Here is a 26447-nt window from a genome sequence, read left to right on the forward strand (position 1 = left end):
TGATATATCGTATATAGTCAATTTATTGATTAAAGGATTAGTACACTATTCAGTAAGAAGTTTCTCATATGATCTACCGCCAAACCTGCTTAGGATTAGCATTACTGGGGGCGTATTCCACACAAGCACAAGACATCCATCTAGATGAGCTACTCAACATGAGCTTAGAAGAGCTCTCAATGTTAGACGTGCAAATAGAGACTGCGACCAAAACCAGTGAAAAGTTAGCCGATATACCATCTTCTGTTTACGTTTTGTCGAACGAACGAATCATGCGCAGTGGTGTTAAGTCTATCGCTGAAGCCTTAATGCTTGTTCCCGGCATAAAAGTAACCAAGTTCAATGAAGGTTCGTGGTTTGTCTCCTCTCGCGGATTCCATGATGGTTTGTACAACAAGATGCTCGTGATGATGGATGGACGTAGTTTGTTCAGCCCTGTCTATGGGGGAACGTATTGGGCAGATATTGATTACATTCTTGCGGATATCGACCGTATTGAAGTGCTCAAAGGCCCCGGCGGAACGATCTGGGGCGGGAATGCAGTTAATGGTGTGGTTAATATCATTACAAAATCCGCAGAAGAGACTCAAGGTTCATATGTATCCGGGCTAGCTTCAAACAGCGATAATTATCAAGTCAGTGCACGGCATGGTCTAGCGTTTAATGACGAGCTTTTCGCGCGAGCCTACTATAAATACAAAGAAGTCCCTGAGTATCAAGGCAGCGATGTATTATTGAAGCATCAAAGCGCTGGGGTGGTGATAGAGCCGGTTGATCATATGCAGCGATGGTCACTGCGGTTTGGAGGTGAACAAAGTCGCTCAGATTTTCAGGCATACACGATTCATTACAACAGTGACGGCACATGGAACGACTTTAGCTCTGCGCCTTCTTCTAATGAGAGTCACTCTTTCTATACCCAATTCAATCATCAGCTGGATATTAACAATCAAACATCGTTGGCGTATTCACTGTGGGGCGAATATAACGAAGACAGTGCTCTAGACGCACCGGGCAGTTACACAACATTAGATTTTGATGCCACAGTTAACTCTGCGCGTTCCGATAGCCATAAAGTGACATTTGGCGGTGGCATACGATACATGCATTTGGACTTTTCAAGCAGCCAGTTAAGCGATGTTGATTGGTATGAGCCTGATTATTACCGACGTGCCTACGACATCGAAACCGCCAACGATTACATCATCAATACATTTGCACAGTCGACCAAGTGGTGGGGAGAGCAAGTGTCTTTGACATTGGGTGCAAAAGTGGAACATTTCACCCAAAACAACTCAACCGAATTATCGCCTCAATTACGTCTGCTCTATAAACCTGTTCAAGCACATACACTATGGGGTGGCGTCAGTCGGGCCGTTGTAGCACCATCTTATATGGACTCCAACTCAGCGTACTTTTTTAATAGTTATGCTGGCGACCAATACTACCTCGATATTTACAAGCCCAACCCAGACCTAAAAAATGAAGACGTGGTGACCGCTGAAATTGGCTATCGCTATTCTGGATTCAATGGATTTGAAGTGGATGCGACACTTTATGCGAGTGAGCACAATAATATTAAGTCTCATAGCTATGACGATAGTGACATTCCAGCGCCTCATATTTACGTTGGTAGGCTATCAGATGATTACAGTGCCCAAACCTATGGCTTAGAACTGGGGGCGACGATTCAGATGAATGAGTCACTGACTGGTTACCTAAGTTACGCCTATGCCTCTTTAGAAGGTGAACGAATTGGCGATGATCCGACATCAAGTGAATTAACCGCAAGTTATTACGATATTGATAACGAACACATCGCTACAGCACAACTATTGTGGGATGTAAGCAATGAAATTCAATTTGATGTTTTGGCGAAATACATCAATGTAAATTACCCAGACTATTGGCAAGCCGATAATGGCACCAAATATCCTTGGGCATCTTATGACCACTCTTTGGCTTTCGATGCTCGTTTAGCATGGCAAATGTCGCAGCGTTACCCATTAGTGGAATTGATAGCGGAAAATATAGGCAAACACCATGGATATAGAGCAGAAATGACCAGTAAAAAAGTCGTGAATCAGCAATCTGTGTTTGTGAGGTTATCTCATGAATTCTAGCTATATTGGATCACGACTGCTGTTAATTATGGCTATTTTTAGTATTGGGAGCGTGAACCAAGCAAACGCTAATAGTTATAAGTCACATGAGATTAAAGCTGTTTATATTTACAGAATCGCCAATTTCATTCGATGGGATAATGAAAAGAACTTCAACTCGCTGAAATTCTGTATTCAAGATAATCGTAAAATAGAAAATGCTCTTCAAGTTATAGCGAAGAAACATTCTATTCGAACCTTACCCGTTAAGGTTTCAAGCATTATTGACGAAACCTGTCATGTCGCTTTCGTTAATGGTGTCTCAAACGTTACTAAGTTGAGCAGTCATGTCGTGACCATCAGTGATCACGAGGGTTTTACCGAAAGCGGTGGCGTCATTCAACTAGAGCACATCAATAACAAGATCAAACCGAAGATAAGTCTGAAGAATTCGGCATCTCGCTCATACACAATTGGTTCAAATCTACTGAGAATTTCGACTTTGGAGGGTAAATAATGCGTCGCTCCATAGGAAATTTATCTATACGAAACAAACTGTTTTTGCCAATCGTCCTGTTTATCAGCATGACTTTCATTACCATTCAGTCAATAAATTACACTGTCACGTTTGAGCGCGAGAAAGCGAACCTGATTCAACGTGTAAAAGTGCTGGCTCAAGGTGTGGCTTATAACTTACAGGCTGCTATTGTGTTCGAAGACAAAATGGCGGCAGAGGAGATACTCTCAGCGTTTAGTGCCGATCAGGATATTGTGAGAGTTAAGTTATACAGTGTTGAAGATGAGTTTTTTGCTGGCTATACAACTCAAACGCAAGAGATTCCTCTACTGACCCAAAAAGAAAAAGAGGAGGTTCTCGACCACCAGTTTTCGATCTCTAAAGATTATATTTTCCTTCTTGTGCCCGTTGAGCTTGACGGTAGTGTGATGGCTAATTTGCGCGTAACCATTTCTAAGTCAGGCTTTAAAAAGATCTCGGAAAGTATCATTGAAACGTCTGGTGTCTATTTATTACTTTTACTCGTTCTTGGCGGTATTCTCTATAAAGTCACACAACGGTTCATCATCGAGCCGCTTTTCCAATTGAATGAAGCGATGCAGACGTTTGTCGAAAGCGGAAAGAATCGGGTTTCATTGTCCAATAACTATCAAGATGAAATTGGTGATTTGGTCCGTGGCTTTAACACCATGCAGACTCGTTTGTCCCAGCGAGAGCAGCAGATTAATTTTACTCTAGATAAACTACAGCAAGAGAAGGCGTTTGCGAACGAGGTGGTTGAAACCGTCCAACATGCACTGCTAGTGGTTAACCGTAAGGGCCTGATTGTTCAGTGTAATGCCGCAACGCAGGACATTTTTCGTTGTACAGCTGCTTACCTTGATCAAATGACGATCCAACAACTACTGGGCTCAAATGCCGTTAATTTGATTAACTCAGTCTTGCAATCAAATGTCGATGTCACTGACGAGCTGATCGAAACGACCTCATTATTTCAAGAAAAACAGTGGTTACAGATCAGTGCGCGTTCATTGTCCCAAAGTGATCACGTTTTGTTTGCCATTCAGGATGTGACAGAGATTCAGCTAGCAATGAACCGACAACGCTTGGCAGCAGGAGTATTTGAACACAGTCAAGATGGTTTGATTGTGCTCGACTCTGAACAGTACATCACCATGGTGAATCCAGCGGTTACACGAATGCTCGGTTATCACGCAGATTTACTGGTGGGCAAAACGCCGATACAGGTATTCGAATGGCAGCAGTTCACATCATTGATGCCAACCATTCAAAACTCGTTAAACCATTTTGGCCAATGGCAAGGTGAAGTTTGGGAAAAAAGCTCTTCTGGGGAGTTAGTGCCTATGTTTGTTAAGGTTAACCGCATTGGCTCCAGTCAGGAAGATAATAGCTTTGATATGGTACTGACGCTATCTGACTTATCGAATGTGAAAGAGATGGAACGGTTAGAACACCTTGCTCATCATGACGCGTTAACAGGGTTAGCGAATCGAACCCAATTATACAAATATCTCGATGGTGCAGTTGCAAATAGTCGATACTCCGGCAGTGGCTTCTCCATTATGTACCTTGATCTCGACGGCTTTAAAAAGGTCAACGATACTTATGGCCACGATGCGGGGGACGAGATTCTTAAACAGGTCTCAAACAAACTGCTATCACAAGTTAGAGCAGGGGATTTGGTTGCGAGGTTGTCTGGTGATGAGTTTGTGTTAGTCGTTAAGCAAACAGACCGAGATAAATTATCTAAATTGGCTCAAAGAATACTGGCATTAATCAAAGAGCCTGTAATCTATAAACAGCGACAACTCAAAGTCGGGGCGAGTATTGGTATCACTGTTTCTAATGAATTTGAGAACGATTTGGACTCATTGCTAAAAGTAGCGGATGAAGCAATGTATCAGGCAAAGCGAGAAGGCAAAGGATGCCATGTTTTCGCCTGACTTTTGCCTACACCTTATGAATAACTTGTTGTAACATAAGGCCAATACTATATACATATAAAAACAGGGCTTAAAATGAACGTTTTAGTAACCGGCGGTATGGGCTACATCGGCAGTCATACCAGTATCCAGATGATCAAAGCAGGGATGACTCCATTCATCTTTGACAACTTGTATAACAGTAAGCCAAGCGTTCTTGAACGTATCGAAAAAGTTTCTGGTGTTAAGCCAGTTTTTGTTGAGGGTGACATTCGTGACAAAGAGCTGCTAACTGAGACACTAAAGCAAAACAACATTGAGGCAGTTATCCACTTTGCTGGCCTTAAAGCTGTTGGTGAGTCAGTAGAGAAGCCACTTGAGTACTATGATAACAACGTAAACGGTACTTTGGTTCTTGTAGACGCGATGCGCGAAGCCAATGTGAAAACCCTAGTATTCAGTTCATCAGCAACAGTTTACGGTGATCCAGCGAGCGTGCCAATTACTGAAGACTTCCCAACCAGTGCCACTAACCCTTACGGCCGCAGTAAGCTGATGGTTGAAGAGTGCCTAACAGATTTCCAAAAAGCGAATCCAGATTGGAGTATCACGCTACTTCGTTACTTCAACCCTGTGGGCTCACACCCAAGCGGTGAGCTGGGTGAAGATCCTCAAGGTATTCCAAATAACTTAATGCCTTTCGTCTCTCAAGTTGCAGTAGGGCGTCGTGAGTTCCTATCTGTGTTTGGTAGTGACTACCCAACCAAAGATGGTACCGGCGTTCGTGACTACATCCACGTGATGGATTTATCTGACGGTCATATTGCTGCTTTGGAAAAGGTTGGTAAGAAAGATGGCCTTCATATCTATAACTTGGGTACAGGCAACGGCTCTAGTGTCTTAGAAATGGTTAAAGCATTTGAAGAAGCAAGCGGTAAGGAAGTCCCTTATAAGCTAGTAGAACGTCGTCCGGGTGACATTGCCGAGTGTTGGGCTGACCCAGCGAAAGCAGAGACAGAGCTAGAGTGGAAGGCGACACGCACTCTGTCTGAAATGACCGCTGATACATGGCGTTGGCAGTCGAACAATCCTAACGGTTTTCCTGGTTAATTTAATAAAATCAGGTCGATTTATTTACCAAAAAGGTGCCTTAGGGCGCCTTTTTTGATCTGAATCGGAATAAAAGTAAATTTGTGGTTAAAAAGTATCTTTACGCATTCATTGTGTTACTATACGCGCAAAATATATGTTTAATGTTAATTTTGTTTGGAGTTAATCATGGAATTAGGCCTAATCATTACTTTCATCGTAGCCGCAGCTGTTATGGTTAAGAAAGAAATGGCAGAAAAGTAGTTTCACTTACCCCTTTTTATTACAATTTTAAGTGAAATAAAGAAAAGCCAGCAGATATGCTGGCTTTTTTGTACTTTAGGCTTTGTAAAGCGAATTAGAATTCGTACTTAGCGGTAACAGACCAGTTGCGACCTGGCTGGGTGTAGTCTTTATCTTCTTGAGAGAAACCACGAACATCGTTCCATTCGTAGTACTCTTCATCTGTTACATTGAAGATACCCGCACGTAGTGTCAGATCTTTCATTGGCATATAGTAAGCCGTTAAATCAACTACTGTTGCTGCTGCATTTTCAAGAATTGGAGCTGACAAACCTGAGCTATCAATGTCACTCGATTTCTTCTTAGCCGTGTAATTCACGTCAATAGATGTACCCCAAGGAGAGTTTGGTGCATCGTAATTTAGACTTACCACAGCATTCCACGGGTTAATTGTATTTAGAGGGTTGCCTTTGCCATCTTTACCTTCAGTGTAAGCTGCAGCAACACGGCTACTAACACCTTGTACAGGCATAAAGCCGTTCCACGACATTGTATTAGAAGCTTCGATACCTTTGATCTCTGCTTCATCAATGTTAATACTTTGGTAAACAGTCGGATCCATCGGGCTACCCGAACCGCTAACTGGTTGACTGTCGATAAAGTTATTGTAATCACTGTAGAAGATCGCGATTTCAGAAGATGATAAATCAGTGTTATGACGCCAGCCAAGTTCGTAAGAAATACTGTCTTCAGCTTCCAAGTCTGGATTTGGTGCATTTACATAGCCATGTGCAGGGTTACCAAACGAGTAATACAACTCTTGGAAATCAGGGGCACGGAAGCCTTGGCTGATTTGCGCAAAGATCTTGTTTTCATCATTTAGCGTATATGTAGTACCTAGACGGCCAGTAACTGCAGAATCCGAGTACTTAGTGTAGTCACTCGCTGGATTACTACTTGGGTTTTGACTTGTATCTCCTGGATTCGTTTCAAAGCCATCAAAACGGACGCCCGGAGTAATTAACCAGTTACCAATTGTCATTTCATCTTGGACAAAGAAGCCATATTTCTTCTCAGATGCGGCTGGGATATAGAAGATAGTCTGGTCAGCGCTAATAGAGTTATATTCTTTGTTTACGTTTTCGATGTCTTTATCTGAATAGGCTGCACCATAGATTAAGTAGTGTTCTACATTGCCAGTAGTAAAGAATTTGTCTAGTTGAACATCAAACTGGTAACCCTCATCAGAATAGATGTAGTCTTTCTTCTGTACGTTACCAGCAGGTGGTAAGAATATACTTCCGCCATTTGATGTGCGGTGCGTTACACCATTCTCTTCTTTGGCTAACCAGTCAGCTTGCCAAGTAATCGTATCCGCAAAAGATAGGTTAGAGTTCCAAATGTGCTTAATACCAACTTGCTGCTGACTTGTTGAATCTTCACCGTAGTAGTTTGTGTAGCTTGCACTCTCTAAATCTGTATCACCTGAGTTTTCAATAAAGTTACCAGAGAACTCTAAGCGGTGGTCTTCGTTAAGCTGGTACTGTAGCTTAACTAACAGGTTATTATTTTGAATATCTTGCTCGTCAGGTGAACCAAAGTTATCGACTTGCTCACCATCTCGACGTGTGTAAGCAACAAGTGTTTCTAAATCACCAATTCGGTTTGCTAAAGCTACTGACTCACTGAACGTGTTGTCTGCCGATGAGAAATTAAATTTCGCGTGACCACCAAAATCACGACCTTTCAGGAAGTCACTTGGATCTTTGGTTTCAAAAGCTGCAATGCCACCGATTGCGTCAGAACCGTAAAGAGATGAGGCTGCACCTTTTACGATTTCAACTGATTTCAGCATATCAGTATCGACGTCAACTCTTGATGAATTGATGAAGTTATATTGCTGAGTACCACTTGGTGTAAATTGGTTAGTCTGCGATACACCATCTACGATAACTTTTACACGGTTGCCTTCCATACCACGAATATTGATGCCTTGGATACCTTGGCGAGAGTTCGTAGTTACTGTAACTCCTGGTGTGTAGCGGAATAAATCTTCAACGCTATTTACCATCTTAGATTCGATATCTTTATCGCTGATCACAGCAACAGAAGCGGCTACATCTTCTAATTGTTGATTAGTACGAGTTGAAGAAACAACGACCTCATCAAAAAGAGAATATTCTTCAGCGTGAAGAGCAGGGGAAACAGCTAATATAATGGAAGCTGACAATAGTGATTTTTTATACATTTTTTTGAAACCTTAAAATCCATAGTAGGTTGCTTGGGCGCATGCCATTCTATTGGATCTAAATGAGAATTACTATTGTTATCATTGTTATTTGTTGAGTGTTTTGATGTTTACATCTGCGTACATGTTGACTAAAATTCTTTTTAATCAGTTATTTAAGTGCATTATTGAATGTTAAATAAGTTCAATTAAAGTGCAATTGATGTGATTTAAATCACAAAAAAACATGAAGGAGTAGCTTGTGCAGAGCCCAATAACCTTAGAAGCTTTACACATTTTGGATGCTATCAGTCGCCGTGGTAGTTTTGCTGCTGCCGCTAATGAACTCGATAGAGCACCATCGTCTTTGAGTTATCAGATTCAAAAACTTGAGCAAGATCTAGACATTATGATCTTCGACCGCTCAGGGCACCGAGCTAACTTCACGGAGGCGGGGCAGTTAATATTAGAACAAGGGCGCGTGATATTAGGTGCGACAGAAAGACTCGTGAACGAGGCGAGCATCTTGGCAAATGGCTGGGAACTCGACCTAACGATCGCCTTTGACGGTATTCTGCCCGTGGCCAATTTCTTTCCGCTCGTGGATGAATTGGGGAAGATAAGTAAGACCCGAGTAAAGCTTCAAGAGGAAATTCTAGCTGGTTGCTGGGAGTCATTAATCGACGATCGAGCTGATCTGTTGGTCTGCCCAAAAATGGAAGCAATACCCAATGATATGAAAAGCGAGGTCATTGGTAAGCTTGAAATGATGTGGGTGGCATCAAGTGACCATTATGTCCATAAACGTGTTGGTGAATTCGACCAAAAGGCACGTGAAAGTTACAGGGTAATTGCTATTGCGGATACGGCTCGCGATAAACCTGCTATAAGTATCAATATCTTAGAGAAACAACCTCGTATGACGGTAACCAATTTTGCCGCTAAGGTAGAGGCTCTCACTTCAGGCTTAGGTATCGGTACCTTACCGACGGTTGTGGCACAGCCTTTGATTGAAAGTGGTGTGATTAAGCAGATTGAAGGTTCTGAAAAAGCGAGTATCGACATTGTCATCGCATGGCGACGCAATAAAATGGGAGATGCCAAGTCTTGGTGCATTCAACATTTGAAAAAGACTTGGCCCATTAAGTAACAGACGGTAACGAAAACATTTACGGCTGTAGTGGCAACACCATATCAGCCGTCCCATCTTCAAAGCTTATATCTAGCTTGAAACCCATTTTTTGAGCAAGCATCAACATACCGCGGTTGGTCGGCATCGTCATACCCGACATTTGCTTAGTCTGTTTAGATTGACAGTACTCTATGATTTTTTTCATTAGTACCTTACCCAAACCAACACCTTTAAGATCAGAGCGTATCAGTATCGCGAACTCAGCATCTGTATTTTCAGGATTAATCAAAGCTCTTGATACACCGATGATCGATGGTAGGCCTTGCTCTTCCTTAATCACCACAAAAGCAATTTCTCGGTCGAAATCAATCTGTGTCAGATTCGCTAACGCTTCATGATTAAACTCGCCGACATCACTGAAAAATCGCTTGTAAAGGTCTTCTTTGGACACTCGGCTGATAAAATCAGCATGTATTGGCTCGTCCTCAGGAAGAATCGGTCGTAATAGGGCGGTCGACCCATCTTTTAAGGTAATCGTTTCTTCTAACTCTACTGGATAAGGGCGGATCGCCAACCTTTCCTGTGCGTTACCTTGATAGCGTTCTAGGGTGATATCAGCATCAAGAATGGTAAATTTGTCACCGTTAGCTAATACTGGATGAATATCCAGTTCTTTTATTTCTGGACAATCAACGACCATTTGAGAAATGCGAACCAAAAGCTCAGACAGACCTTCGATATCAATTGGGTTAGGTAACTTTTGCAAGCGTATCTTTTCACTCTTAATGGCGCGAATAATAAGATAACGAGCCAGAGTCATGTTCAAAGGAGGAAAAGCGGCTGCCGCATCTAACGATTCATCCCACTCAGAACCTCCTTGCCCTAATAAGATGATAGGACCAAATGTCTCGTCTGTAGTAACTTTGATACGAAGCTCTTGGCCACCTGCTAGTTTAGCCATCCCTTGAATTAACAAACCATGAATGTTCGCCGTTGGGTAGGAGAGTTGAGTCCGATCGAGAATGGCTTGAGCCGCATTGGCAACTTCGTTGCTGTTTCTGAGGTTAAGCATAACGCCTTGAACGTCGGACTTATGGGGGATGTCTGGCGAACGGAGTTTAACGGCAACGGGATAACCAATAGTTTCGGCGATATGGACGGCTTCACTCGGGTCTGTGGCAATCCACGTAGGCAATACATCCAGATTAAAGTGCTTAAAATATTGGCTATTTTGATGAGTATCTAGAACCACTGTGTTTTTATCCAGCAGCTGGGTGGTTATCCAATTTTTAGCATCTTCGAGGTCATCGATATGCACTTTTTCAGCCGTTGTAGGTGTTTCCATTAGCTGTCTTTGGTTACGTCGGTACTCGACCAAGTGCATGAATGCAACAATTGAACTCTCTGGCGTTCGATATGTCGGAATACCCGCATCGGTAAAGAGCTTTCTGGCTGGTTTTGCGGTGAGTTCGCCCGACCAATTTGTAAGTATATTAAAGTGCTTATGACGAGGGTGCTTTTTGATGGCATCTATGATTTTTTCAGCAGTTCGAGCTGAGTGCGCAATGGCAGAAGGGCTATGCATAATCAAAATAGCATCGGCTTCATCGCCATCTAAAAGTGTGTTTATGGTATCGATATAACGTTGTTCACCGGCATCACCAACAATATCGATTGGGTTACTGTGAGACCAACTCTCTGGTAAACGCTGATTGAGTTTTTGATAGGTAGCCTCTGAAAGATCAGCGAGTTTACCACCTCGCTCAAATAAGGTATCAACGGCCATAATTGCTGGTCCACCACCGTTGGTGACAATCGCAAGCCTTTCACCTCTCAATGGGACTGAGTGTGTTAATGTTTCTACTGCCGCGAACAATTCATGCATGTTTTTTACGCGAAGCATGCCGCTACGTCGTATTGCTGAATCATAAATAATATCGAGTGTATCTGTACCACCAGTGTGCGCCATCGCTGCCGCCCGTCCACGTTCGGTTCTTCCTCCTTTTAGAACCAATATTCGTCGGTTACGCGAGGCTGCCCGAGCAGCAGAAATAAAGCGACGAGCGTCTTTTATGGTATCAATATAAAGAAGGATAGCTTCTGTGTGCGTATCGGTACTGAGGTAATCTAGTAACTCACAAAAATCGATATCACTACCGTTACCGATTGAAATAAAAGCGGAAAATCCGATTTCTTTGTCGTTCGCCCAATCTAAAATAGTGGTACACACGGCCGCAGATTGTGAAACAAAAGCGATTTTTCCAGGAAGCGCTGAAACAGGGGAAAACGACGCATTCAAGTTCAACCACGGCAATATGATCCCAAGGCTGTTTGGACCTAATACCCGGATATTATTTTCTTTGGCGATGGCCAAACACTGAGACTCTATTGTAAGGCCATCTGTCGTCGCTTGATGCATGTCTGAAGACAACACGATAACTGATCGAATCCCTTTCTCGGCAATATCTTCGAAGAGTTGAACGTTGCGTGAAGCGTGTGTGCATAGAATGGCTAAATCAGGAACAATAGGGAGTTGAGATACTGTTTTATAAGAAAGGACTCCAGCAACGGAATCGTACTTTGGCGTAACTGGCATTACCGCGCCTTTAAAATCACCGTGGAGGAGGTTGTTCATAACGATGTAGCCAGCTCTAGACTCTCGTTTTGATGCTCCAATGACGGCTATTGAACGAGGTTTAAGTAACGAGTCGAGTGGGTTCATAATACTTCCTTTCAATAAACACATCGTCATCCTAGCGTACTTTTCATAACCAGGTTGATGGTAATTTCATCGAAATTAGATCATGTGTGCGTTATGCGATTAAGTTTGTGAAATAGGTCACCCACAAATTGTGTATAATATTAAAGTTAACTTGATTCTGTACCGAGCTATCGGCATGATTTATAGTAGTTATTTATTAAGGACGTTGAGCTTTCCATGAAAAAAATTGCAATTGCGACTCTGCCACTGCTGTTGGCTGCGTGTGTATCTGAAAACTACATTACGGATGTGACTTCAGAAAGTTATCAAGAAGAGTACAAGACTGCGCAAGTTGAAGCACCGGTCGTTTCAAAATCGGAACAAATGGGCTCAGGCGTTAGCGAAGAAAATGTCACAGTCAACGTTGTTAAAACAGAACCTGTAAAAAAAGAAGTGACCAAAACAACAACCGTTAAACCTGTAGCAACAGTGAAAGGTCCTTCAAAGAAACAGCAGATGAACCAACGTTTTGGTTACACGGTGCAGGTTGTTGCTGTTGGCAGTCAGAGCAAGGTGGATTCATTCGTAAATCAACTTCCTACTACATCGCAGCCAGTTTGGGAAAACTACAAAGTGGTTAACGGTACAAAGTGGTTCACAGTTTTATACGGCGACTACGCTACACGTTCTGAAGCAAAACAAGCAATCTCAACGTTGCCGAAAACGTTCCAAAACTTAAAGCCATTCGTTAAGAGCATTGATGAAATCAAAAATTCAGCATATCCGACTCTGAACAAGCTTAACTAATCATTAAAAGAGGGAGCCAATGGCTCCTTCTTTTTCTTTGCACATCATATTCGAGCAATAGTTAGACGCTTAATCTCAATATGAGCACTTTCACCTTCAAAGTACTGAAACTCTCTCTCTATTTGTTTATTATTGAGTGAAGTAAACCGAGTTCTCAAGGACCGAAATAAACAATGAACACCACAAATATTCTTCTTTTATGCGGCGGCGGCTCATCAGAGCATGAAGTATCTTTAGTATCAGCTGGCTATCTTTTCGATCAACTTAATAGCATTGAAGACTTCAATGTCGTGAGAGTAGAAATCAAAAGTGAAGGGTGGTGTCTTGATTCGGGCGAGTTAGTGTATTTAGACATTAACAATCAAATGCTTTGCGGTGAGACTCAGCAAACCAAAGTCGATTTTATTGCTCCGTGTATTCACGGTTTCCCTGGTGAAACGGGTGATATCCAATCTTTATTTGAGATGGCTAAAATCCCATATCTAGGTTGTGGCTCGGAAGCCAGTAACAATAGCTTCAACAAAATTACCTCAAAGCTCTGGTACGATGCTATCGGTATTGCGAACACTCCATACTTGTTCCTATCAGATAACAATGAGCAGAGCCACGCTGCAGCAAAAGACGCGTTTAATCAGTGGGGTAAGGTATTTGTTAAAGCGGCAAGACAAGGCTCTTCAGTAGGTTGCTACCAAGTCACTGATATTAATGAGTTAGAAGAAGCAGTGAATAAGGCGTTTACCTTCTCTGACCAAGTATTGGTTGAAAAAGCAGTTGTACCACGTGAGCTTGAAGTTGCAGCCTATGAGCTAGACGGCGAGCTATACATCAGCAAGCCGGGCGAAGTTATCGCACCTAATGGCGCGTTCTACACTTATGAAGAAAAGTACGGCGCAGATAGCCACTCAACGACGGAAGTTGAGGCAACGAATCTAACGCCAGATCAATTAGAGCAGATTGAACGTGATTCAAGAAAAGTGTTTACACAAATGAAGTTACGCCACTTGTCACGAATCGACTTCTTCTTAACTGAAGACAATGAGATTTATCTCAATGAGGTGAACACTTTCCCAGGTATGACACCAATCTCAATGTTCCCTAAAATGGTTGAGCATAATGGTCATGCATTCAGCGCTTTCCTAGAAAACTGTGTGCGCACTAGCCTGAAGTAAACTCTTTAATCCGTGGTGGTCAGTCATGATTGCCACGGAATAATCTCTTTAAACACGACTTTTCCTTCTTCAGATCTCGTAAATTGTCCAAGGTACTGCGCTGGCATAACAGGGCTCATCCAACGGCCAAAGTCTTGAATCTCTCTAATCGCCATTCCTTGCTTTGCTAATTCTTGTGTTGCACCAACACGAATAGAGTTCCCGGAGAAGCTCAAACTTCCTGTCAATTGCAACAGGTCACTCGCACGTCTTACGATTCTATAAATTGAAGAGTCGTCTAGAGGTTGACTATGGATATGACCGTGACGGTCAATTGAACGAAACAGTGGCTGCAGCTCTAATGGGCTACTCATCTCTATCCAGCGTTGTAAATGCTGGCTAGCTGTTTCAGAAAGCTGGTATGACGAATCGGCAACATCGACATGTGCTAGGTTATCTCTGACCGTAATGTGATGCGATTTGAGTTTCTTAAGCTCAGAACGCTTCAACGCACACTCAAACATCACGTTATAAATCGCGATATCACGTAGATCTTTAAGTGAAGCGTCTGGTTTGGATAGTAATGCGTTTAATTGACGTAAGTGTTGATAAGTCATCGCATTAGTTTGCTTTGCGTCACCTGATTTGGAAATTTGTAGTTGAACGAGTGTGTATCGCACTTGTTTATGTTTAATTGGGTTAGGGAAACCTAAAACCGTATGCAACATTGATAGCGTTGCAGTGTAACGTTTTAACGATGCAAACTTTCTCTCATGAGCTTCGATCTCAAGAAAACGACGAATAGCAGTGACAGAAGCAGGTAACGTATTGATATGATATTTATGACAAAATGCTAAATAACGGTTCCAGTCAGATAGAATACCCAACCGTGAATTTCGAGAATATTGATTGTCGGTCAACTCATCTATAATATCTAGCGAAGCTTCGGTGTTAAGCTTTTCGACAAAGGAATTAATTTGTGATTGGTCGGTTAAAACCGGGACTTTTTTTCTCAAATTACCGTACCTGATCAGGTGTTTTTGTCATAATATGCTTGATATCATTAATAGTACACTTATGATTAGCGTAGTGAAAACAGAAAGATGATTCATAGATATGGCTAATTCGATTTATCGAGGAGTTCATCTGCAATCAACAGATGCGACGAATACAGTTTGGCGTGCAAAACTTAAGAACCACGCAATTCAAGGTAACTTGACCGCTTTGAAGAAGAGTATTGATTGGTGGATTGACACCGCATCTATCATCGACCCGAAAGAGTTTACTTCTTTAAACAAACCGCGTGCAGGTGCAGCAGGTCAAACAGAAAACTTTAATGGCTACCAGATTAAAAACGATACTGGTGAACCGAATGCTTGGTATTGCATGTTTAACGGTCGCCTTATCAAAGGCTCGAAAACCGCAATTCAACGCCATATCGAAGCATATCTGGTAGCAAAACAAAAAGCCCAGCAACAAAAGAAGTAAAGATTATGAGCTTAGTGTATTCCACAGAAACAGGTCGTATTAAACCTGAAGAAGAGAAAGTTGAACGTCCTAAAGGCGATGGCATTGTTCGCATTCAACGTGAAACTAAGGGCCGTAAAGGCAAAGGTGTTTCAGTTGTAACGGGTTTAGACCTAGATGACGCACCACTTAAGCTGATGGCAGCAGAACTTAAGAAAGTTTGCGGATGTGGCGGCTCAGTAAAAGACGGTAACATTGAAATTCAAGGCGATGCTCGTGACAAAATCAAAGCACACCTTGAAAAGAAAGGTCTTAAAGTTAAATTAGCCGGTGGTTAATAACGCTAATATTTAAGTTAAGAATCGTAGATTATTATCATTAGATATTAGCTATTTTATGGTAAATAAGGCTTTCGGTTAAATAACAGTGATATTAAGCTAACAGAACATTGAAAGATAAGGCAGGGTATCTGAAAAGAGCTCTGCCTTAGTTATAGCGGATTTAATTTAACATAAGATAGATAATACGCACTTATTTTTGTTATAACAAAGCGAAAATGTCCTAATATTACCAAGTGAAAAGTGTCCTACATTTCCTTGGAGGTTTGAGGATGCTAATCACTATGAACGACCGCGAATTACAAAGACTGACGATAATCCAAGATGTCCTACACCATAACCTAAGTCGACGTGACGCTTTAAAGTTATTAGGTTTAAGTTATCGACAACTCCAGCGGCTCATTACTCGCTTCCTTCAACAAGGCGCAGCTTCTCTCGCGCATGGTAATCGAGGCAAGCCATCTTCAAATCGTGTCAATGAGAGCGTCAAGCTCTGCGACAATGGATGATCGCTGACGGTTTATGTGTACCTCATAGCAAGCGTAAACCTCGAGTATATCAACCTCGTTATCGACGGGACTGTCTCGGTGAACTGATCCAAATCGATGGTTACGCGCCGTAACGATCTAGACAGTTGAAGCGATCGAAAATTATGTACTTTGGACCTAGTCGATAACACGCAGGCTCTCCGTTAAATATCAATTAGGCCAACTATGATGCAGTCGAATCCATCCACAAACTTCAACAGAGCTATTCGTACAACGATACGGTCTGTCTATTTTACAAAACACGTTACGCTGTAATTTTTAGCCATTGTTTATAAATATTAAAAATAGATATTACGATTAATAATCTATGTCAATTATGTGTAAAAGTTCAGTCTGTACGGTATCAGTAAGCTCCCTAGCCTTTTAGAATCCCGGGTTGCGCTGACACCATTGATAAAGCATAATTAATAATTATCCGTACGGAATAAAGTAAATGAACGAGAGAATATTCAGACAGCTTAATGTGTTCCTAGCAGTTTTGTGCCTCGCTTTTACTGTGTTCTCGCTTTTGTCATTTCATTTAGGTATGGATAAAAACTTTACGATCACACCTGAACGTTTCGCCGTGAAAATTAACACTGACGAAGATCATGGTGGCGGTACCCGTGGCTATATTGAATCTAGTGAAGACGATATAACGTTACACTGTAATTTCAAGCGGGATTACCGTTCACCTTTCTGTGAGGTGGAATTCGTTATTTCACAAGTTGGAGATGGCGTTGATCTGTCCAAATATGACTCTGTCACTATCAATATGGACTATCAAGGCCAAAGTGACCCAAGGTTCAGATTCTACGTACGAAATTACGACGAAAAATACAGTGTTCCTAACGATCCCATCTCAAACAAGTTTAACCGCTTTGACTTCTCTCTTGATGATAAAGCAGACATTGACCTTAAGTACTTTAATGTTCCTCTATGGTGGGTCGATTACTACAATCACCCTATAACAAATAGCGGTGTAGACATTACCAATACGGTGTCAGTGGAAGTTGGTCTAGGTTCGAGTACAGTTGAAGGCCTGCATAAACTCACCATCTATAGCATTATTTTCCACGGTAAAGTTATTTCCCACATAACCCTAATCCGAATTCTGATTGGCGTTTGGATCCTGTTCGCTATTTATTATATCTGTGGTTCTGTCTATCTGATTCGTCGAGGACGAAAGCGCTCTGATGAAAAGGCAGTAAGATTAAAGAAAGAGATGGCTGAACTCCGCATAAAAGCCACGACAGATCCATTAACGGGTGCAAGGAATCGTACACAGGCTTTAGATAGCTTTTATGATTTTGAAAGGCTCGCACAACAAAAGAAATTTATCCATGTCGCTTTGTTCGATCTCGACAACTTTAAGCTAGTGAACGATAAACATGGCCATGATGTCGGAGACAAAGTACTGGCTGAGTTTGCTGGTCTATCAGAGTGTACCTTTAGCGACCATTTCTTAATGTACCGCTGGGGTGGTGAGGAGTTTCTATTGGTTTGCTTAGAAGAGAGTACGCTACAGTGTAACGAGCAGATAGAACTGTTTACTAAAGCAATGAGCCAACACTCTTGGCCTAACGATTTAAACGTCACAACATCTGTCGGTTTAACCAAACTTGACCGAAATGAATCTATGCGTAGTGCGATTAAGCGTGCAGACAAGGCTCTATATCAAGCGAAAGAACAAGGCCGCGACCGTATCGTCTATCTATAACCTCTACACCTGTCCAAGATTACCTCCCAAGTTGCCAATCATTACAATCAAACCTTCTTTAGACAGCATATTCAAAGTCTATTCTAAGTAAGTCTCTTCATAACTTAAAATCCCTTAAAAACAATAACTTAAAGAAAGTTAGACAAAAATGAAACACCGCCAACACCACTGTCAGTTATTTTGGCGGCAGTATTGACGGCGAGTTTAGCTAAGTGAAATTGGTTACGTAGTTTTATTACAACTTGAGGTGTACAAGATTTCAAACAGCATAATTCACCACTCTAATGCGTTGATAAATTTGACGTTTTGCTTGGCAGACCACGCTATTCCAGCGCGTAAATATGGTTAAGGTAGGAGTTTTAGATGCAAGAGAGATTTAGTTATAGTGCACTATATGGGTAAAAAAGAAGGGCTTAATGCCCTACTCTTTAGTTTCTGATTCTTCACGAATTTGTTGAGCCACGATCTTAATGGCTTCTGCTGTACTAACACCTTGAGTCATTAGTTCTTGAATTTTTTCTACAGCGGCTTGCTGTTCTGCGTGTGTCAGTGTTGGCAAATCGTTTAGCATGTTCAGCTCCTTTTACTTAGGAGCCGAACTATATAGAGACTATTAGTAACTGGCAAGGAAATTGATTGACGCACCCATAGCGTTTTCATTAGTGTAGTTTGCACTGATATCTAACTGGAACAGGTTCAAAGGAGAGATTCCTACACCTGCTGTTATGGTGCCTTCTGAATCAGAGTAAGCAAGGTTCTTGTAGTACCCTCCTCTCAATTTCAATTGGCGCAAGATATCTACCTCAGTACCTACTCGAATCATCTGCTCGTTGTCATCAAAGCTCGTGAATTTTTCTGCCTCGTTGATATCGTAATCGACGCTTAACGTGAAGTAGTCAGCAACGATACCAGCACCAACGGTGTAGACAGGCTCTAGTTTATAAGAGTACTTTCCACCAACAACTTTATTCGTACCGCCACTAGAGATTGTGCGAGTTGTATCTTTTGTTTCGATATCTCGCGCAATCAGGTTTGTTGCAGAAAAACCTACTCTGAATGGACCAAAGAACCAAAGTGCGCCAGCATCAATGTTAAATGCGGTATTACCTTCACCATTTTCACGCACATCAGAAAGATCATAGTTGTTTATATCAGCGATATAGTTGTACGTATAAATTCTTTGTAATTTTGGGGTAACACCAAACGATAAGTGTTGGCCCATAAAGGTTTGGTATTTGGCAAGAGAGATGCCCGCTTCCGCTACGCCGACCGAAACTGCAGAGACAGTCGACAACTCAAGCTTTTGTTGATCTGTCCCCGTTGTATGAACATCCGGTGTCGCAAAACTCTCGGTGTATACTTTTGCAAATGCGTTAGCGGCGACGAATTGGTTGGGTAAAGCGAAAGCTACAACACCACCCAAATCAAAATTGGCTTGGTTGCCATCGAGTTTGTTTAGTGCGTTATTAATTTCAGTACTGCTTGTAGCATCTAACACAGCGTCGATATTTGATTTCATATCGTCTGGGTCATTATAGCTGCCACCAAAACTTGGCGTGATCATGCCCAAGTCATCGTTACGACGATAAATGGCAACCAGTGCAGGGTTATAAAATGGGGCTGTTAAGAAGTTAGCTGATACAACACCAACGCCACCCATAGCGTCTCCGCGCGCTTCGATGGCATAGTTTGCTGCTGTAGCCGGAAGGCTAGCTAAGGCTATTGACGTTGCGAGTAGTTTTGTCGTTTTGTTCATGCTGATAGTTCTTTGTTAAGTCCTTTATGTCGTTATCGGCATGATTGTAATTTACTTTAACTCTTCCTCGCTAGAAATATCATACGTTTTACTTATCGTTTGGGTCTGTTCGATGCTTATATCACCTTGCCAGCGCGCATGAGCCATAGAAACGGCTAACACATAGCGATCGCTTGGGATATCTTCGCCTTTGAGCTGCATTGGATAATCAGATTCATAGCTTTTACCCCAGACACGCTCATACTTTTCGTCCACGTAATCGTACAGTCCTACTTCCAAGCGTGGTAATGGACAATAAGGATTGAGCAGCTCTTTCTTATCGATACGCCACGAGTCCTTGGATGACCAACGAACCTGTTGCTTAAGTTGAACTTCGCCGAAGATGACCCATGTACTCCATGTTACGCCACCATCGACTTTTACGCTCAGTCGATATAGACCCGATTGTAGTGGAGAAGACAAGTTATAGCGCTTGTTATACAAAAACGCCTCACTATTCTCGACCGTTTTGTCACTCTTCATCATTTGACTGTCGGAAGAGATCGTCTTGTCCACCCACTTATCGAGAACGATATCTTTGATGCTTTCTGTCGACTCTAAGTCAATGACCAGACGAAACGTATCTCGTCCCGGGCTTTGAATCATATGCCTTTTGATAACGACTGAACTAATCCACTCAGGTAAGGTGTTTTTGGTGAGTGTTTTACCGCAGTCCTTATTCAGTGCTTGATCAAACAGTTCATTAAGGTGCTGTTCACGCACCTTAGATGAGTTGCTTTGCCACACTTCCACCAACGAGTCGAACATCAATGTTAAGTCATCGTTCAAAATATGCTTATGGACCTGCGTTAACGCGTTACTGCCAGTGAACCACTCTGTTGCAGAAGTGGGTAAACTGGCTGTTGCCATTAATAACAGTGGAAGTGCTTTTAGTTTCATTGTTACGCTTTCATCTTGTAGCCAACGCCACGTAGAGTTTCAATTTCTAATCCCGGCAGCTTTTGACGAAGCTGTAGTACGTGAGTATCAACCGTACGTGTTGTTGGGAAATGGTTGTAACCCCATACATGGTCAAGCAGTTCATCACGCGTAAATACGCGACCTAAGTTGCTTGCCAAGAATAGAAGCAAGTCAAACTCGGTACGGGTTAACGTTACTTCTTGCTCTTTAAAGAAGACTTCACGTGTCGCTTTATCGATAACTAAGTCTTGAGCGATCACTTTTGAACTGTCCTGCTCTTCTGCATCAGGTAGGCGAAGTTGCGCACGAATACGCGCAAATAACTCAGCTTCTGCAAATGGTTTCGTCAGGTAGTCGTTTGCACCTGAATCCAAACCCGCCACCTTATCTTTTACTGTCACAAGCGCAGTCAAAAGAATAACTGGAATATCTTTTTTCTTCTTCCAACCAGGAAGCGAGTCTACTGAATCGCCATCTGGTAGTTGTCTGTCGAGGATAACCAGATCAGCTTGTTCCCAGTAGCCTTCAACTTCAGAGATGAGTTCTGCATGCAAACATTCATATCCAGCTTGCTCTAGGCTAACTAAAAGACCATCAGCTAAGTTTTTATCATCTTCAACGAGAAGCAATGTCTGTTTCACAAGGTATCTCCAAAATAAATGTTGTTGGGGGCCCGATGAGAGTCATATGTCCACCCATTTTCCCAACCATAGATTCTACTATCGTTAGGCCTAAACCAAGACCGCTCTTACTTACAAACGGTTTGCGTAACTGCCCCCAGTCTTTGCGGGTCAAGTCTCCATTATCTATTACTTTGAATGTCAGCTTCTTGTCAGAAGTCGTGAGATCCAATGTAACTGGTGCAACTCCGTACTTAACCGCATTTCTGATTAAGTTATCAATACAAGTTCCTAACCAATAAACGTTTACTTTCGCAGCGATATCTTGGTTGATAACAAGTTTGATATCAGGGCCAAACTCTTCTTCAATCTTAAACTCCAACCACTCTTGAACACTTGGAACCCATTCTGTTGCTAGGGGTTGGTTGTCAGACTGAAGGTAATCTTTACTCGCCTCAGCAAGTTGTCTCAATCGGCGAGTGTCTTCACAGAGCCTTCTGAATTCGTCATAAACGGTTTCTGGTAAGTGTTCAAATTCACGTCTGAACCCTTCTACAGTGAGTGACAAACTCGCGATCGGAGTACGAAGTTCGTGAGTCAAAATCTGCAATACAAGCATACGACTCTTCATCTCTTGCTTGCGTACATTCCAACGATAAATTGACCAACCAATGACCAATAAAATATTGGCAACAACCAATACGATCATTGCGATTTGTAGCAACTCTGAGTGATCTTCAATCTCCCAACAGATGTTTCCGCGTTGGACAAAACAGCTGTTGTCTTCGTCTGATAAACGATATGAAAGCCCAGCTAATTGCGCGTTCTCTGACCATACGGGTTCTTGATACAAATAATAGCGGTCGCCACGTTTCAACCAAAGCTCGTCAAGCTCCACAAACATACTCGCGCCCGCAAGCAATGAGGTGATAGCTTCACTATTCATATTCTTTAAACGCGTCAAAAGCTCATCATGCTGCTCGTTTGGGCGCTCTTGGATATGCATGTAGCGTTTTAGTGACTCAAACTTCTCTGGATACTGTTCAACATAACGCGCAGCGTAAGAGCCGCCACCAGGGTGAATCAAGCCGCTACGACTAAACCAACGATCCGACAAAACCGTGCCTTTACACATAGCGCGTGTAAACACCAAAGGTTCTGTAATTAAAGGACTCAACGGCAATTTTCCGCTACAAGTCTTAGACAGTTGATAGAGTCTTTGAATATCTTTCAGCGGGTACTTTGCGGTTTGAGGTAACATTGCCGATGGCATGATTAAACTAGTTGGATAGTCAGCCTGCAGTACGCGAATGTCATAAGATTCGACTGCTGTTTCATGATCAAACAGTTTGGTGAAATGATCGATACGCTCAGGCAACGAATCAGCCAGTGCACTTGCCGAAACGAAAAAGCTCAATGTAATAAATGATAATGTTTGTTTAATCGTCACAAGCCAAGCGCTAATTCATACAGATAAATCAAATATATACCATTCGTTATCAAAGATAAATTTTTACCTGACTATTCCGATATCCGGGATAATTTCAATAGTGATAATTGAGATGAATGTAAAAGTCGTGACCAAAAAAAGGGACTCAATCGAGTCCCTTGTAAACTAAGCGTTTCTTATAAGTGCTCTAGAATGCTCAAGCAGCTCTCTTTAGCATCACCAAACAACATTTGCGTGTTGTCTTTAAAGAACAGTGGGTTTTGAACACCGGCATAGCCTGTATTCATTGAACGTTTAAACACGATAACGTTTTGCGCATTCCAAACCTCAAGTACAGGCATGCCTGCGATTGGGCTATTTGGATCTTCTAGTGCTGCAGGATTAACTGTGTCGTTCGCACCGATAACTAGAACAGTGTCTGTCTCTGTAAAGTCATCGTTGATCTCATCCATCTCAAGAACGATATCATACGGTACCTTAGCTTCGGCAAGGAGTACGTTCATGTGACCCGGTAACCTACCCGCCACTGGGTGGATACCAAATCGCACTTCAACACCTTGTGCACGAAGCTTTTCAGTGATCTCATGTACTGGGTATTGTGCTTGTGCTACCGCCATGCCGTATCCCGGAGTAATGATGACAGACTTAGAGCCTTTCAGCATTTCAGCAACGTCTTCAGCAGAAGATTCTCTGTGCTCGCCCTGCTCTTCAGCATCACCTGATACCGATACTTCTTGACCAAAACCACCAGCAATTACGCTAATGAATGAGCGGTTCATCGCCTTACACATGATGTAAGACAGAATCGCACCTGACGAACCAACTAGTGCACCTGTTACGATCAATAGATCGTTTGCTAGCATGAAACCAGCTGCCGCCGCTGCCCAACCTGAGTACGAGTTAAGCATTGAAACTACTACCGGCATATCTGCACCACCGATAGAAGCAACCAGATGGTAACCGAACGCAAATGCGATAAGCGTCATTACGATAAGCGCGAACATGCTGCCATCAGCTTTAACAAACATGATCATAAGCAATGTAGAAACCACAACCGCAGCCAGGTTCCATTTATGCTTGTGAGGAATGTTAAGTGCAGACGAAGAAATCACGCCACGCAGCTTGCCGAACGCTACAATAGAGCCAGTGAACGTCACTGCACCAATGAACACGCCAAGGAAAACCTCCACAAGGTGAATAACGTGCTCTGCGTGCGTTGCAGCTTCTGGTGCATCAATGTAGCTGTTGTAACCAACAAGAACCGCTGCCATACCTACAAAACTGTGTAGAATCGCAACCAATTCTGGCATTTCGGTCATTTCAACTTTCTTCGCGTAGTGGATACCAATACCACCACCGATCACCATTGCAATAATGATCCAAACCAGACCTTCCGAGTAAGGGCCAAAGATCGTTGCAAACAGAGCGATTGCCATACCAGTAATACCGTAGTAGTTACCAGCACGAGCCGATTCTTGCTTAGATAGTCCAGCAAGACTCATGATAAAGAACACAGCAGCGATGATGTATGCTGCTTGTACTAATCCTTCAGACATCCGTTATACTCCTTAGTCTTTACGGAACATTTCAAGCATGCGTTTGGTAACAGTAAAGCCACCAAAGATGTTGATGCTTGCAATTAACACGGCGATAAACGACAAGAAGGTAACAACACCACTGCCTTGACCGATTTGAAGTAACGCACCAACAACGATGATGCCTGAGATTGCATTCGTTACCGACATTAGTGGAGTATGCAAAGAGTGGCTAACGTTCCATACCACGTAGTAACCAACGATACATGCTAGTACGAATACGGTGAAGTGCGATAAAAACGCGGCAGGAGCCACAGATGCAACCCATGCAAATGCACCGACTGCGATCGCCATACCAGCAATCTTTTTCGCTGGGGATTTTGGTTCTTCAACTTTAGGTTCAGCAGGTGCAGCTTGCGGTTTTGCCTGTTGAGGTTGAGCCGAAACTTGAATCGGTGGCGCAGGCCACGTCACTTCACCCTCTTTAACCACAGTCACGCCACGCAGCACAACATCATCAAAATCGATGTTGATATTGCCATCTTTCTCTTTGCAAAGAAGCTTAAGAAGGTTAACTAGGTTGGTAGCGTAGAGTTGAGACGATTGCGTTGGTAGACGACCTACCATATCGGTGTAACCAACAACCTTAACGCCATTTGCTGTTGTGATCACTTGGTCAGCCACTGTGTATTCACAGTTACCGCCGTTCGCAGCAGCTAAGTCAACAATCACACTACCCGGCTTCATGCTATCAACCATCTCTTTGGTGATCAGTTTTGGTGCTGGACGCCCTGGGATAAGAGCTGTTGTGATAATGATATCAACATCTTTAGCTTGTGCAGCATAGAGCTCTTCCGCTTTCTTGTTGAATTCGTCAGACATCTCTTTTGCATAGCCATCGCCTGCGCCGGTATCTTCTTGGAAATCGACTTCCAAGAATTCTGCGCCCATCGATTCGACTTGTTCTTTTACTTCTGGACGAACATCAAACGAACGAACAATGGCACCTAAGCTACCTGCAGCACCGATTGCCGCCAAGCCAGCAACACCCGCACCGGCAACAAGCACTTTAGCCGGCGGAACTTTACCCGCAGCAGTGATTTGACCGGTAAAGAAACGACCAAATTCATGAGCAGCCTCAACCACAGCGCGATAACCTGCGATATTGGCCATTGAACTCAATGCATCCAATGCTTGGGCACGTGAAATACGCGGCACCGAGTCCATTGCCATCACATTGATGTTTTTACTAGAAAGTTGCTCCATCAATTCAGGGTTTTGCGCTGGCCAGATAAAACTGACTAGGCTCGCCCCTTCTTTAATGAGCGCTATCTCATCGAGATTTTCGTCAACAATAGGTGCGTTGACTTTAAGAATAATATCAGAATCCCAAGCTTGTTCTGCAGACACTACTTTAGCACCAGCTTCTTCAAAAGCTGCATCATCAAAACTCGCTAAAGCACCTGCCTGTGTTTCAACACAAACCTCAAATCCTAATTTTAAAAGCTGTTCTACCGATTTTGGAGAAGCAGCGACTCGCGTTTCACCTGCGAGGGTTTCTTTTGGTACACCAATTTGCATAGCTATTCCTTGACTATTGGCACAATGACTTATTCGTTTGTATCTAACGACAACTAATACTTCAAGCGTTTTGTTCAAAGAACAGAAAAAGTTATTACATATAACGGATTGGATGTAATTTCATCGATTTTGAGGGGCTAAAAGACAACCATGGAAGGTTAAGAGGTCAAACCACTTAAAATTAATCCTTTAAATAACAACTATCTAGCTGCTCTTTTTCCTTAAAAACTAAAAAGAGCCTTCAGCATATACACTGAAGGCTCTTAAAATTATGACCAACATCAAATCTAACCCTAATTGGCTAGCTAAAAATGTTATCGCCCATTTGATCGATAAACATCTGAGATTTTTTAAGCATCAATTCGTCGGCGTCATCTTTGTTTGAAACAACATCAGAACGAATAAAGCGATGTGACTTAACTTCGCCATCGATCTCTTTCTCGATGCGCCCAGCCACTCTATATTGCCCCGACTCTGCCAGTGCTTCTTGATAGATATTGAAACCTTTATATTCTACCGGTTCCACAACAGCGGCTTGTTCGGTTTTTTCTTTACTTCCAAATAGCTTTGAAAAAAATCCCACG

Annotated in this window: 22 protein-coding genes; 11 read left to right on the forward strand and 11 right to left on the reverse strand. The window is 42.5% G+C overall.

Annotated features, from left to right (window positions below; all coding sequences use genetic code 11):
• The first annotated feature begins 68 nt into the window (after positions 1–68).
• The 4 genes from KI655_RS12195 to galE all read left to right on the forward strand — a co-directional run bounded on the left by KI655_RS12195 (position 69) and on the right by galE (position 5672).
• Positions 69–2123, forward strand: coding sequence for a TonB-dependent siderophore receptor (locus KI655_RS12195; RefSeq protein ID WP_285405274.1), 2055 nt, complete (start codon positions 69–71; stop codon positions 2121–2123).
• Positions 2113–2619, forward strand: coding sequence for a YfiR family protein (locus tag KI655_RS12200; RefSeq protein WP_285405275.1), 507 nt, complete (start codon positions 2113–2115; stop codon positions 2617–2619). The genes KI655_RS12195 and KI655_RS12200 overlap by 11 nt, the downstream gene beginning before the upstream one ends.
• Entirely contained in the window at positions 2619–4583 is a 1965-nt protein-coding gene (locus tag KI655_RS12205; RefSeq protein ID WP_285405276.1) for a diguanylate cyclase domain-containing protein, read from the forward strand. The genes KI655_RS12200 and KI655_RS12205 overlap by 1 nt, the downstream gene beginning before the upstream one ends.
• A 75-nt stretch (positions 4584–4658) precedes the next feature.
• Positions 4659–5672, forward strand: coding sequence for a UDP-glucose 4-epimerase GalE (galE, locus tag KI655_RS12210; protein ID WP_285405278.1), 1014 nt, complete (start codon positions 4659–4661; stop codon positions 5670–5672).
• Positions 5673–6009: 337 nt separating this feature from the next.
• On the opposite strand, the gene KI655_RS12215 is transcribed toward galE, so the two are convergent.
• Positions 6010–8142: a TonB-dependent hemoglobin/transferrin/lactoferrin family receptor gene (locus KI655_RS12215; RefSeq protein ID WP_285405280.1), complete on the reverse strand. Its 2133-nt coding sequence runs from the start codon at positions 8140–8142 to the stop codon at positions 6010–6012.
• 241 nt (positions 8143–8383) lie between these two features.
• Here KI655_RS12215 and KI655_RS12220 point away from each other — a divergent pair, with 241 nt between their 5' ends.
• Positions 8384–9271, forward strand: coding sequence for a LysR family transcriptional regulator (locus KI655_RS12220; protein WP_285405282.1), 888 nt, complete (start codon positions 8384–8386; stop codon positions 9269–9271).
• A gap of 19 nt (positions 9272–9290) precedes the next feature.
• Here the strand turns inward: KI655_RS12220 and KI655_RS12225 are convergent, their stop codons facing one another.
• The gene (locus tag KI655_RS12225) at positions 9291–11975 is read right to left on the reverse strand and encodes a bifunctional acetate--CoA ligase family protein/GNAT family N-acetyltransferase (protein ID WP_285405284.1); all 2685 of its coding nucleotides are present in this window, start codon (positions 11973–11975) and stop codon (positions 9291–9293) included.
• A gap of 216 nt (positions 11976–12191) precedes the next feature.
• Between KI655_RS12225 and KI655_RS12230 the strand changes: the two genes are divergently transcribed.
• Entirely contained in the window at positions 12192–12761 is a 570-nt protein-coding gene (locus tag KI655_RS12230; RefSeq protein WP_285405286.1) for an SPOR domain-containing protein, read from the forward strand.
• 173 nt (positions 12762–12934) lie between these two features.
• On the forward strand, positions 12935–13930 hold the full coding sequence (locus KI655_RS12235; protein WP_285405288.1) for a D-alanine--D-alanine ligase: 996 nt from the start codon (positions 12935–12937) through the stop codon (positions 13928–13930).
• A 23-nt stretch (positions 13931–13953) separates the two neighbouring features.
• On the opposite strand, the gene KI655_RS12240 is transcribed toward KI655_RS12235, so the two are convergent.
• Positions 13954–14925: a tyrosine-type recombinase/integrase gene (locus KI655_RS12240; RefSeq protein WP_285405290.1), complete on the reverse strand. Its 972-nt coding sequence runs from the start codon at positions 14923–14925 to the stop codon at positions 13954–13956.
• A 100-nt stretch (positions 14926–15025) separates the two neighbouring features.
• Here KI655_RS12240 and KI655_RS12245 point away from each other — a divergent pair, with 100 nt between their 5' ends.
• The 4 genes from KI655_RS12245 to KI655_RS12260 all read left to right on the forward strand — a co-directional run bounded on the left by KI655_RS12245 (position 15026) and on the right by KI655_RS12260 (position 17961).
• On the forward strand, positions 15026–15397 hold the full coding sequence (locus KI655_RS12245; protein WP_285405292.1) for a DUF3319 domain-containing protein: 372 nt from the start codon (positions 15026–15028) through the stop codon (positions 15395–15397).
• Positions 15398–15402: 5 nt separating this feature from the next.
• Positions 15403–15714 (forward strand): stress response translation initiation inhibitor YciH, encoded by a 312-nt coding sequence (yciH, locus tag KI655_RS12250; RefSeq protein ID WP_032552543.1) that lies wholly within the window; start codon positions 15403–15405, stop codon positions 15712–15714.
• 284 nt (positions 15715–15998) lie between these two features.
• Positions 15999–16223 carry a helix-turn-helix domain-containing protein gene (locus KI655_RS12255; protein ID WP_285405689.1) on the forward strand — a complete coding sequence of 75 codons (225 nt, stop codon included), beginning with the start codon at positions 15999–16001 and terminating at the stop codon, positions 16221–16223.
• 472 nt (positions 16224–16695) lie between these two features.
• Complete coding sequence (locus KI655_RS12260) at positions 16696–17961, forward strand: GGDEF domain-containing protein (protein WP_285405295.1); 1266 nt, start codon at positions 16696–16698, stop codon at positions 17959–17961.
• Positions 17962–18382: 421 nt separating this feature from the next.
• Here KI655_RS12260 and KI655_RS12265 read toward each other — a convergent pair whose 3' ends face one another.
• The 8 genes from KI655_RS12265 to KI655_RS12300 form a co-directional block, all read right to left on the reverse strand.
• Positions 18383–18532, reverse strand: coding sequence for a YoaH family protein (locus KI655_RS12265; RefSeq protein WP_285405296.1), 150 nt, complete (start codon positions 18530–18532; stop codon positions 18383–18385).
• Positions 18533–18574: 42 nt separating this feature from the next.
• Positions 18575–19717 (reverse strand): conjugal transfer protein TraF, encoded by a 1143-nt coding sequence (locus tag KI655_RS12270; protein ID WP_285405298.1) that lies wholly within the window; start codon positions 19715–19717, stop codon positions 18575–18577.
• A gap of 51 nt (positions 19718–19768) precedes the next feature.
• On the reverse strand, positions 19769–20656 hold the full coding sequence (locus tag KI655_RS12275; protein ID WP_285405300.1) for a DUF2861 family protein: 888 nt from the start codon (positions 20654–20656) through the stop codon (positions 19769–19771).
• Between the two features lie 2 nt (positions 20657–20658).
• Complete coding sequence (vxrB, locus tag KI655_RS12280) at positions 20659–21318, reverse strand: response regulator transcription factor VxrB (RefSeq protein ID WP_285405302.1); 660 nt, start codon at positions 21316–21318, stop codon at positions 20659–20661.
• On the reverse strand, positions 21293–22762 hold the full coding sequence (vxrA, locus tag KI655_RS12285; RefSeq protein WP_373417264.1) for a sensor histidine kinase VxrA: 1470 nt from the start codon (positions 22760–22762) through the stop codon (positions 21293–21295). Before vxrA ends, vxrB begins: the two co-directional genes overlap by 26 nt.
• Positions 22763–22923: 161 nt before the next feature.
• Positions 22924–24303, reverse strand: a complete 1380-nt coding sequence (gene pntB, locus KI655_RS12290) for a Re/Si-specific NAD(P)(+) transhydrogenase subunit beta (RefSeq protein ID WP_285405305.1) — start codon at positions 24301–24303, stop codon at positions 22924–22926.
• A gap of 12 nt (positions 24304–24315) precedes the next feature.
• Positions 24316–25863: a Re/Si-specific NAD(P)(+) transhydrogenase subunit alpha gene (pntA, locus tag KI655_RS12295; protein WP_285405306.1), complete on the reverse strand. Its 1548-nt coding sequence runs from the start codon at positions 25861–25863 to the stop codon at positions 24316–24318.
• Between the two features lie 301 nt (positions 25864–26164).
• Positions 26165–26446 carry an HlyU family transcriptional regulator gene (locus tag KI655_RS12300; RefSeq protein WP_285405308.1) on the reverse strand — a complete coding sequence of 94 codons (282 nt, stop codon included), beginning with the start codon at positions 26444–26446 and terminating at the stop codon, positions 26165–26167.
• Position 26447: the final 1 nt, after the last annotated feature.

Origin of the sequence: Vibrio sp. D404a (assembly GCF_030248535.1) — a bacterium.
In the GTDB taxonomy this organism is placed as follows: domain Bacteria; phylum Pseudomonadota; class Gammaproteobacteria; order Enterobacterales; family Vibrionaceae; genus Vibrio.

Excerpts from the sequence above, each read along its gene's own strand:
- KI655_RS12275 (WP_285405300.1), bottom strand. The coding sequence starts at position 20,656 with ATGAAACTAAAAGCACTTCCACTGTTATTAATGGCAACAGCCAGTTTA.
- KI655_RS12255 (WP_285405689.1), top strand. The coding sequence starts at position 15,999 with ATGAACGACCGCGAATTACAAAGACTGACGATAATCCAAGATGTCCTA.
- KI655_RS12235 (WP_285405288.1), top strand. The coding sequence starts at position 12,935 with ATGAACACCACAAATATTCTTCTTTTATGCGGCGGCGGCTCATCAGAG.
- yciH (WP_032552543.1), top strand. The coding sequence starts at position 15,403 with ATGAGCTTAGTGTATTCCACAGAAACAGGTCGTATTAAACCTGAAGAA.
- pntA (WP_285405306.1), bottom strand. The coding sequence starts at position 25,863 with ATGCAAATTGGTGTACCAAAAGAAACCCTCGCAGGTGAAACGCGAGTC.
- KI655_RS12265 (WP_285405296.1), bottom strand. The coding sequence starts at position 18,532 with ATGCTAAACGATTTGCCAACACTGACACACGCAGAACAGCAAGCCGCT.
- KI655_RS12205 (WP_285405276.1), top strand. The coding sequence starts at position 2,619 with ATGCGTCGCTCCATAGGAAATTTATCTATACGAAACAAACTGTTTTTG.
- KI655_RS12195 (WP_285405274.1), top strand. The coding sequence starts at position 69 with ATGATCTACCGCCAAACCTGCTTAGGATTAGCATTACTGGGGGCGTAT.
- KI655_RS12225 (WP_285405284.1), bottom strand. The coding sequence starts at position 11,975 with ATGAACCCACTCGACTCGTTACTTAAACCTCGTTCAATAGCCGTCATT.
- KI655_RS12200 (WP_285405275.1), top strand. The coding sequence starts at position 2,113 with ATGAATTCTAGCTATATTGGATCACGACTGCTGTTAATTATGGCTATT.
- KI655_RS12260 (WP_285405295.1), top strand. The coding sequence starts at position 16,696 with ATGAACGAGAGAATATTCAGACAGCTTAATGTGTTCCTAGCAGTTTTG.
- KI655_RS12245 (WP_285405292.1), top strand. The coding sequence starts at position 15,026 with ATGGCTAATTCGATTTATCGAGGAGTTCATCTGCAATCAACAGATGCG.
- KI655_RS12230 (WP_285405286.1), top strand. The coding sequence starts at position 12,192 with ATGAAAAAAATTGCAATTGCGACTCTGCCACTGCTGTTGGCTGCGTGT.
- KI655_RS12215 (WP_285405280.1), bottom strand. The coding sequence starts at position 8,142 with ATGTATAAAAAATCACTATTGTCAGCTTCCATTATATTAGCTGTTTCC.
- pntB (WP_285405305.1), bottom strand. The coding sequence starts at position 24,303 with ATGTCTGAAGGATTAGTACAAGCAGCATACATCATCGCTGCTGTGTTC.
- galE (WP_285405278.1), top strand. The coding sequence starts at position 4,659 with ATGAACGTTTTAGTAACCGGCGGTATGGGCTACATCGGCAGTCATACC.
- KI655_RS12270 (WP_285405298.1), bottom strand. The coding sequence starts at position 19,717 with ATGAACAAAACGACAAAACTACTCGCAACGTCAATAGCCTTAGCTAGC.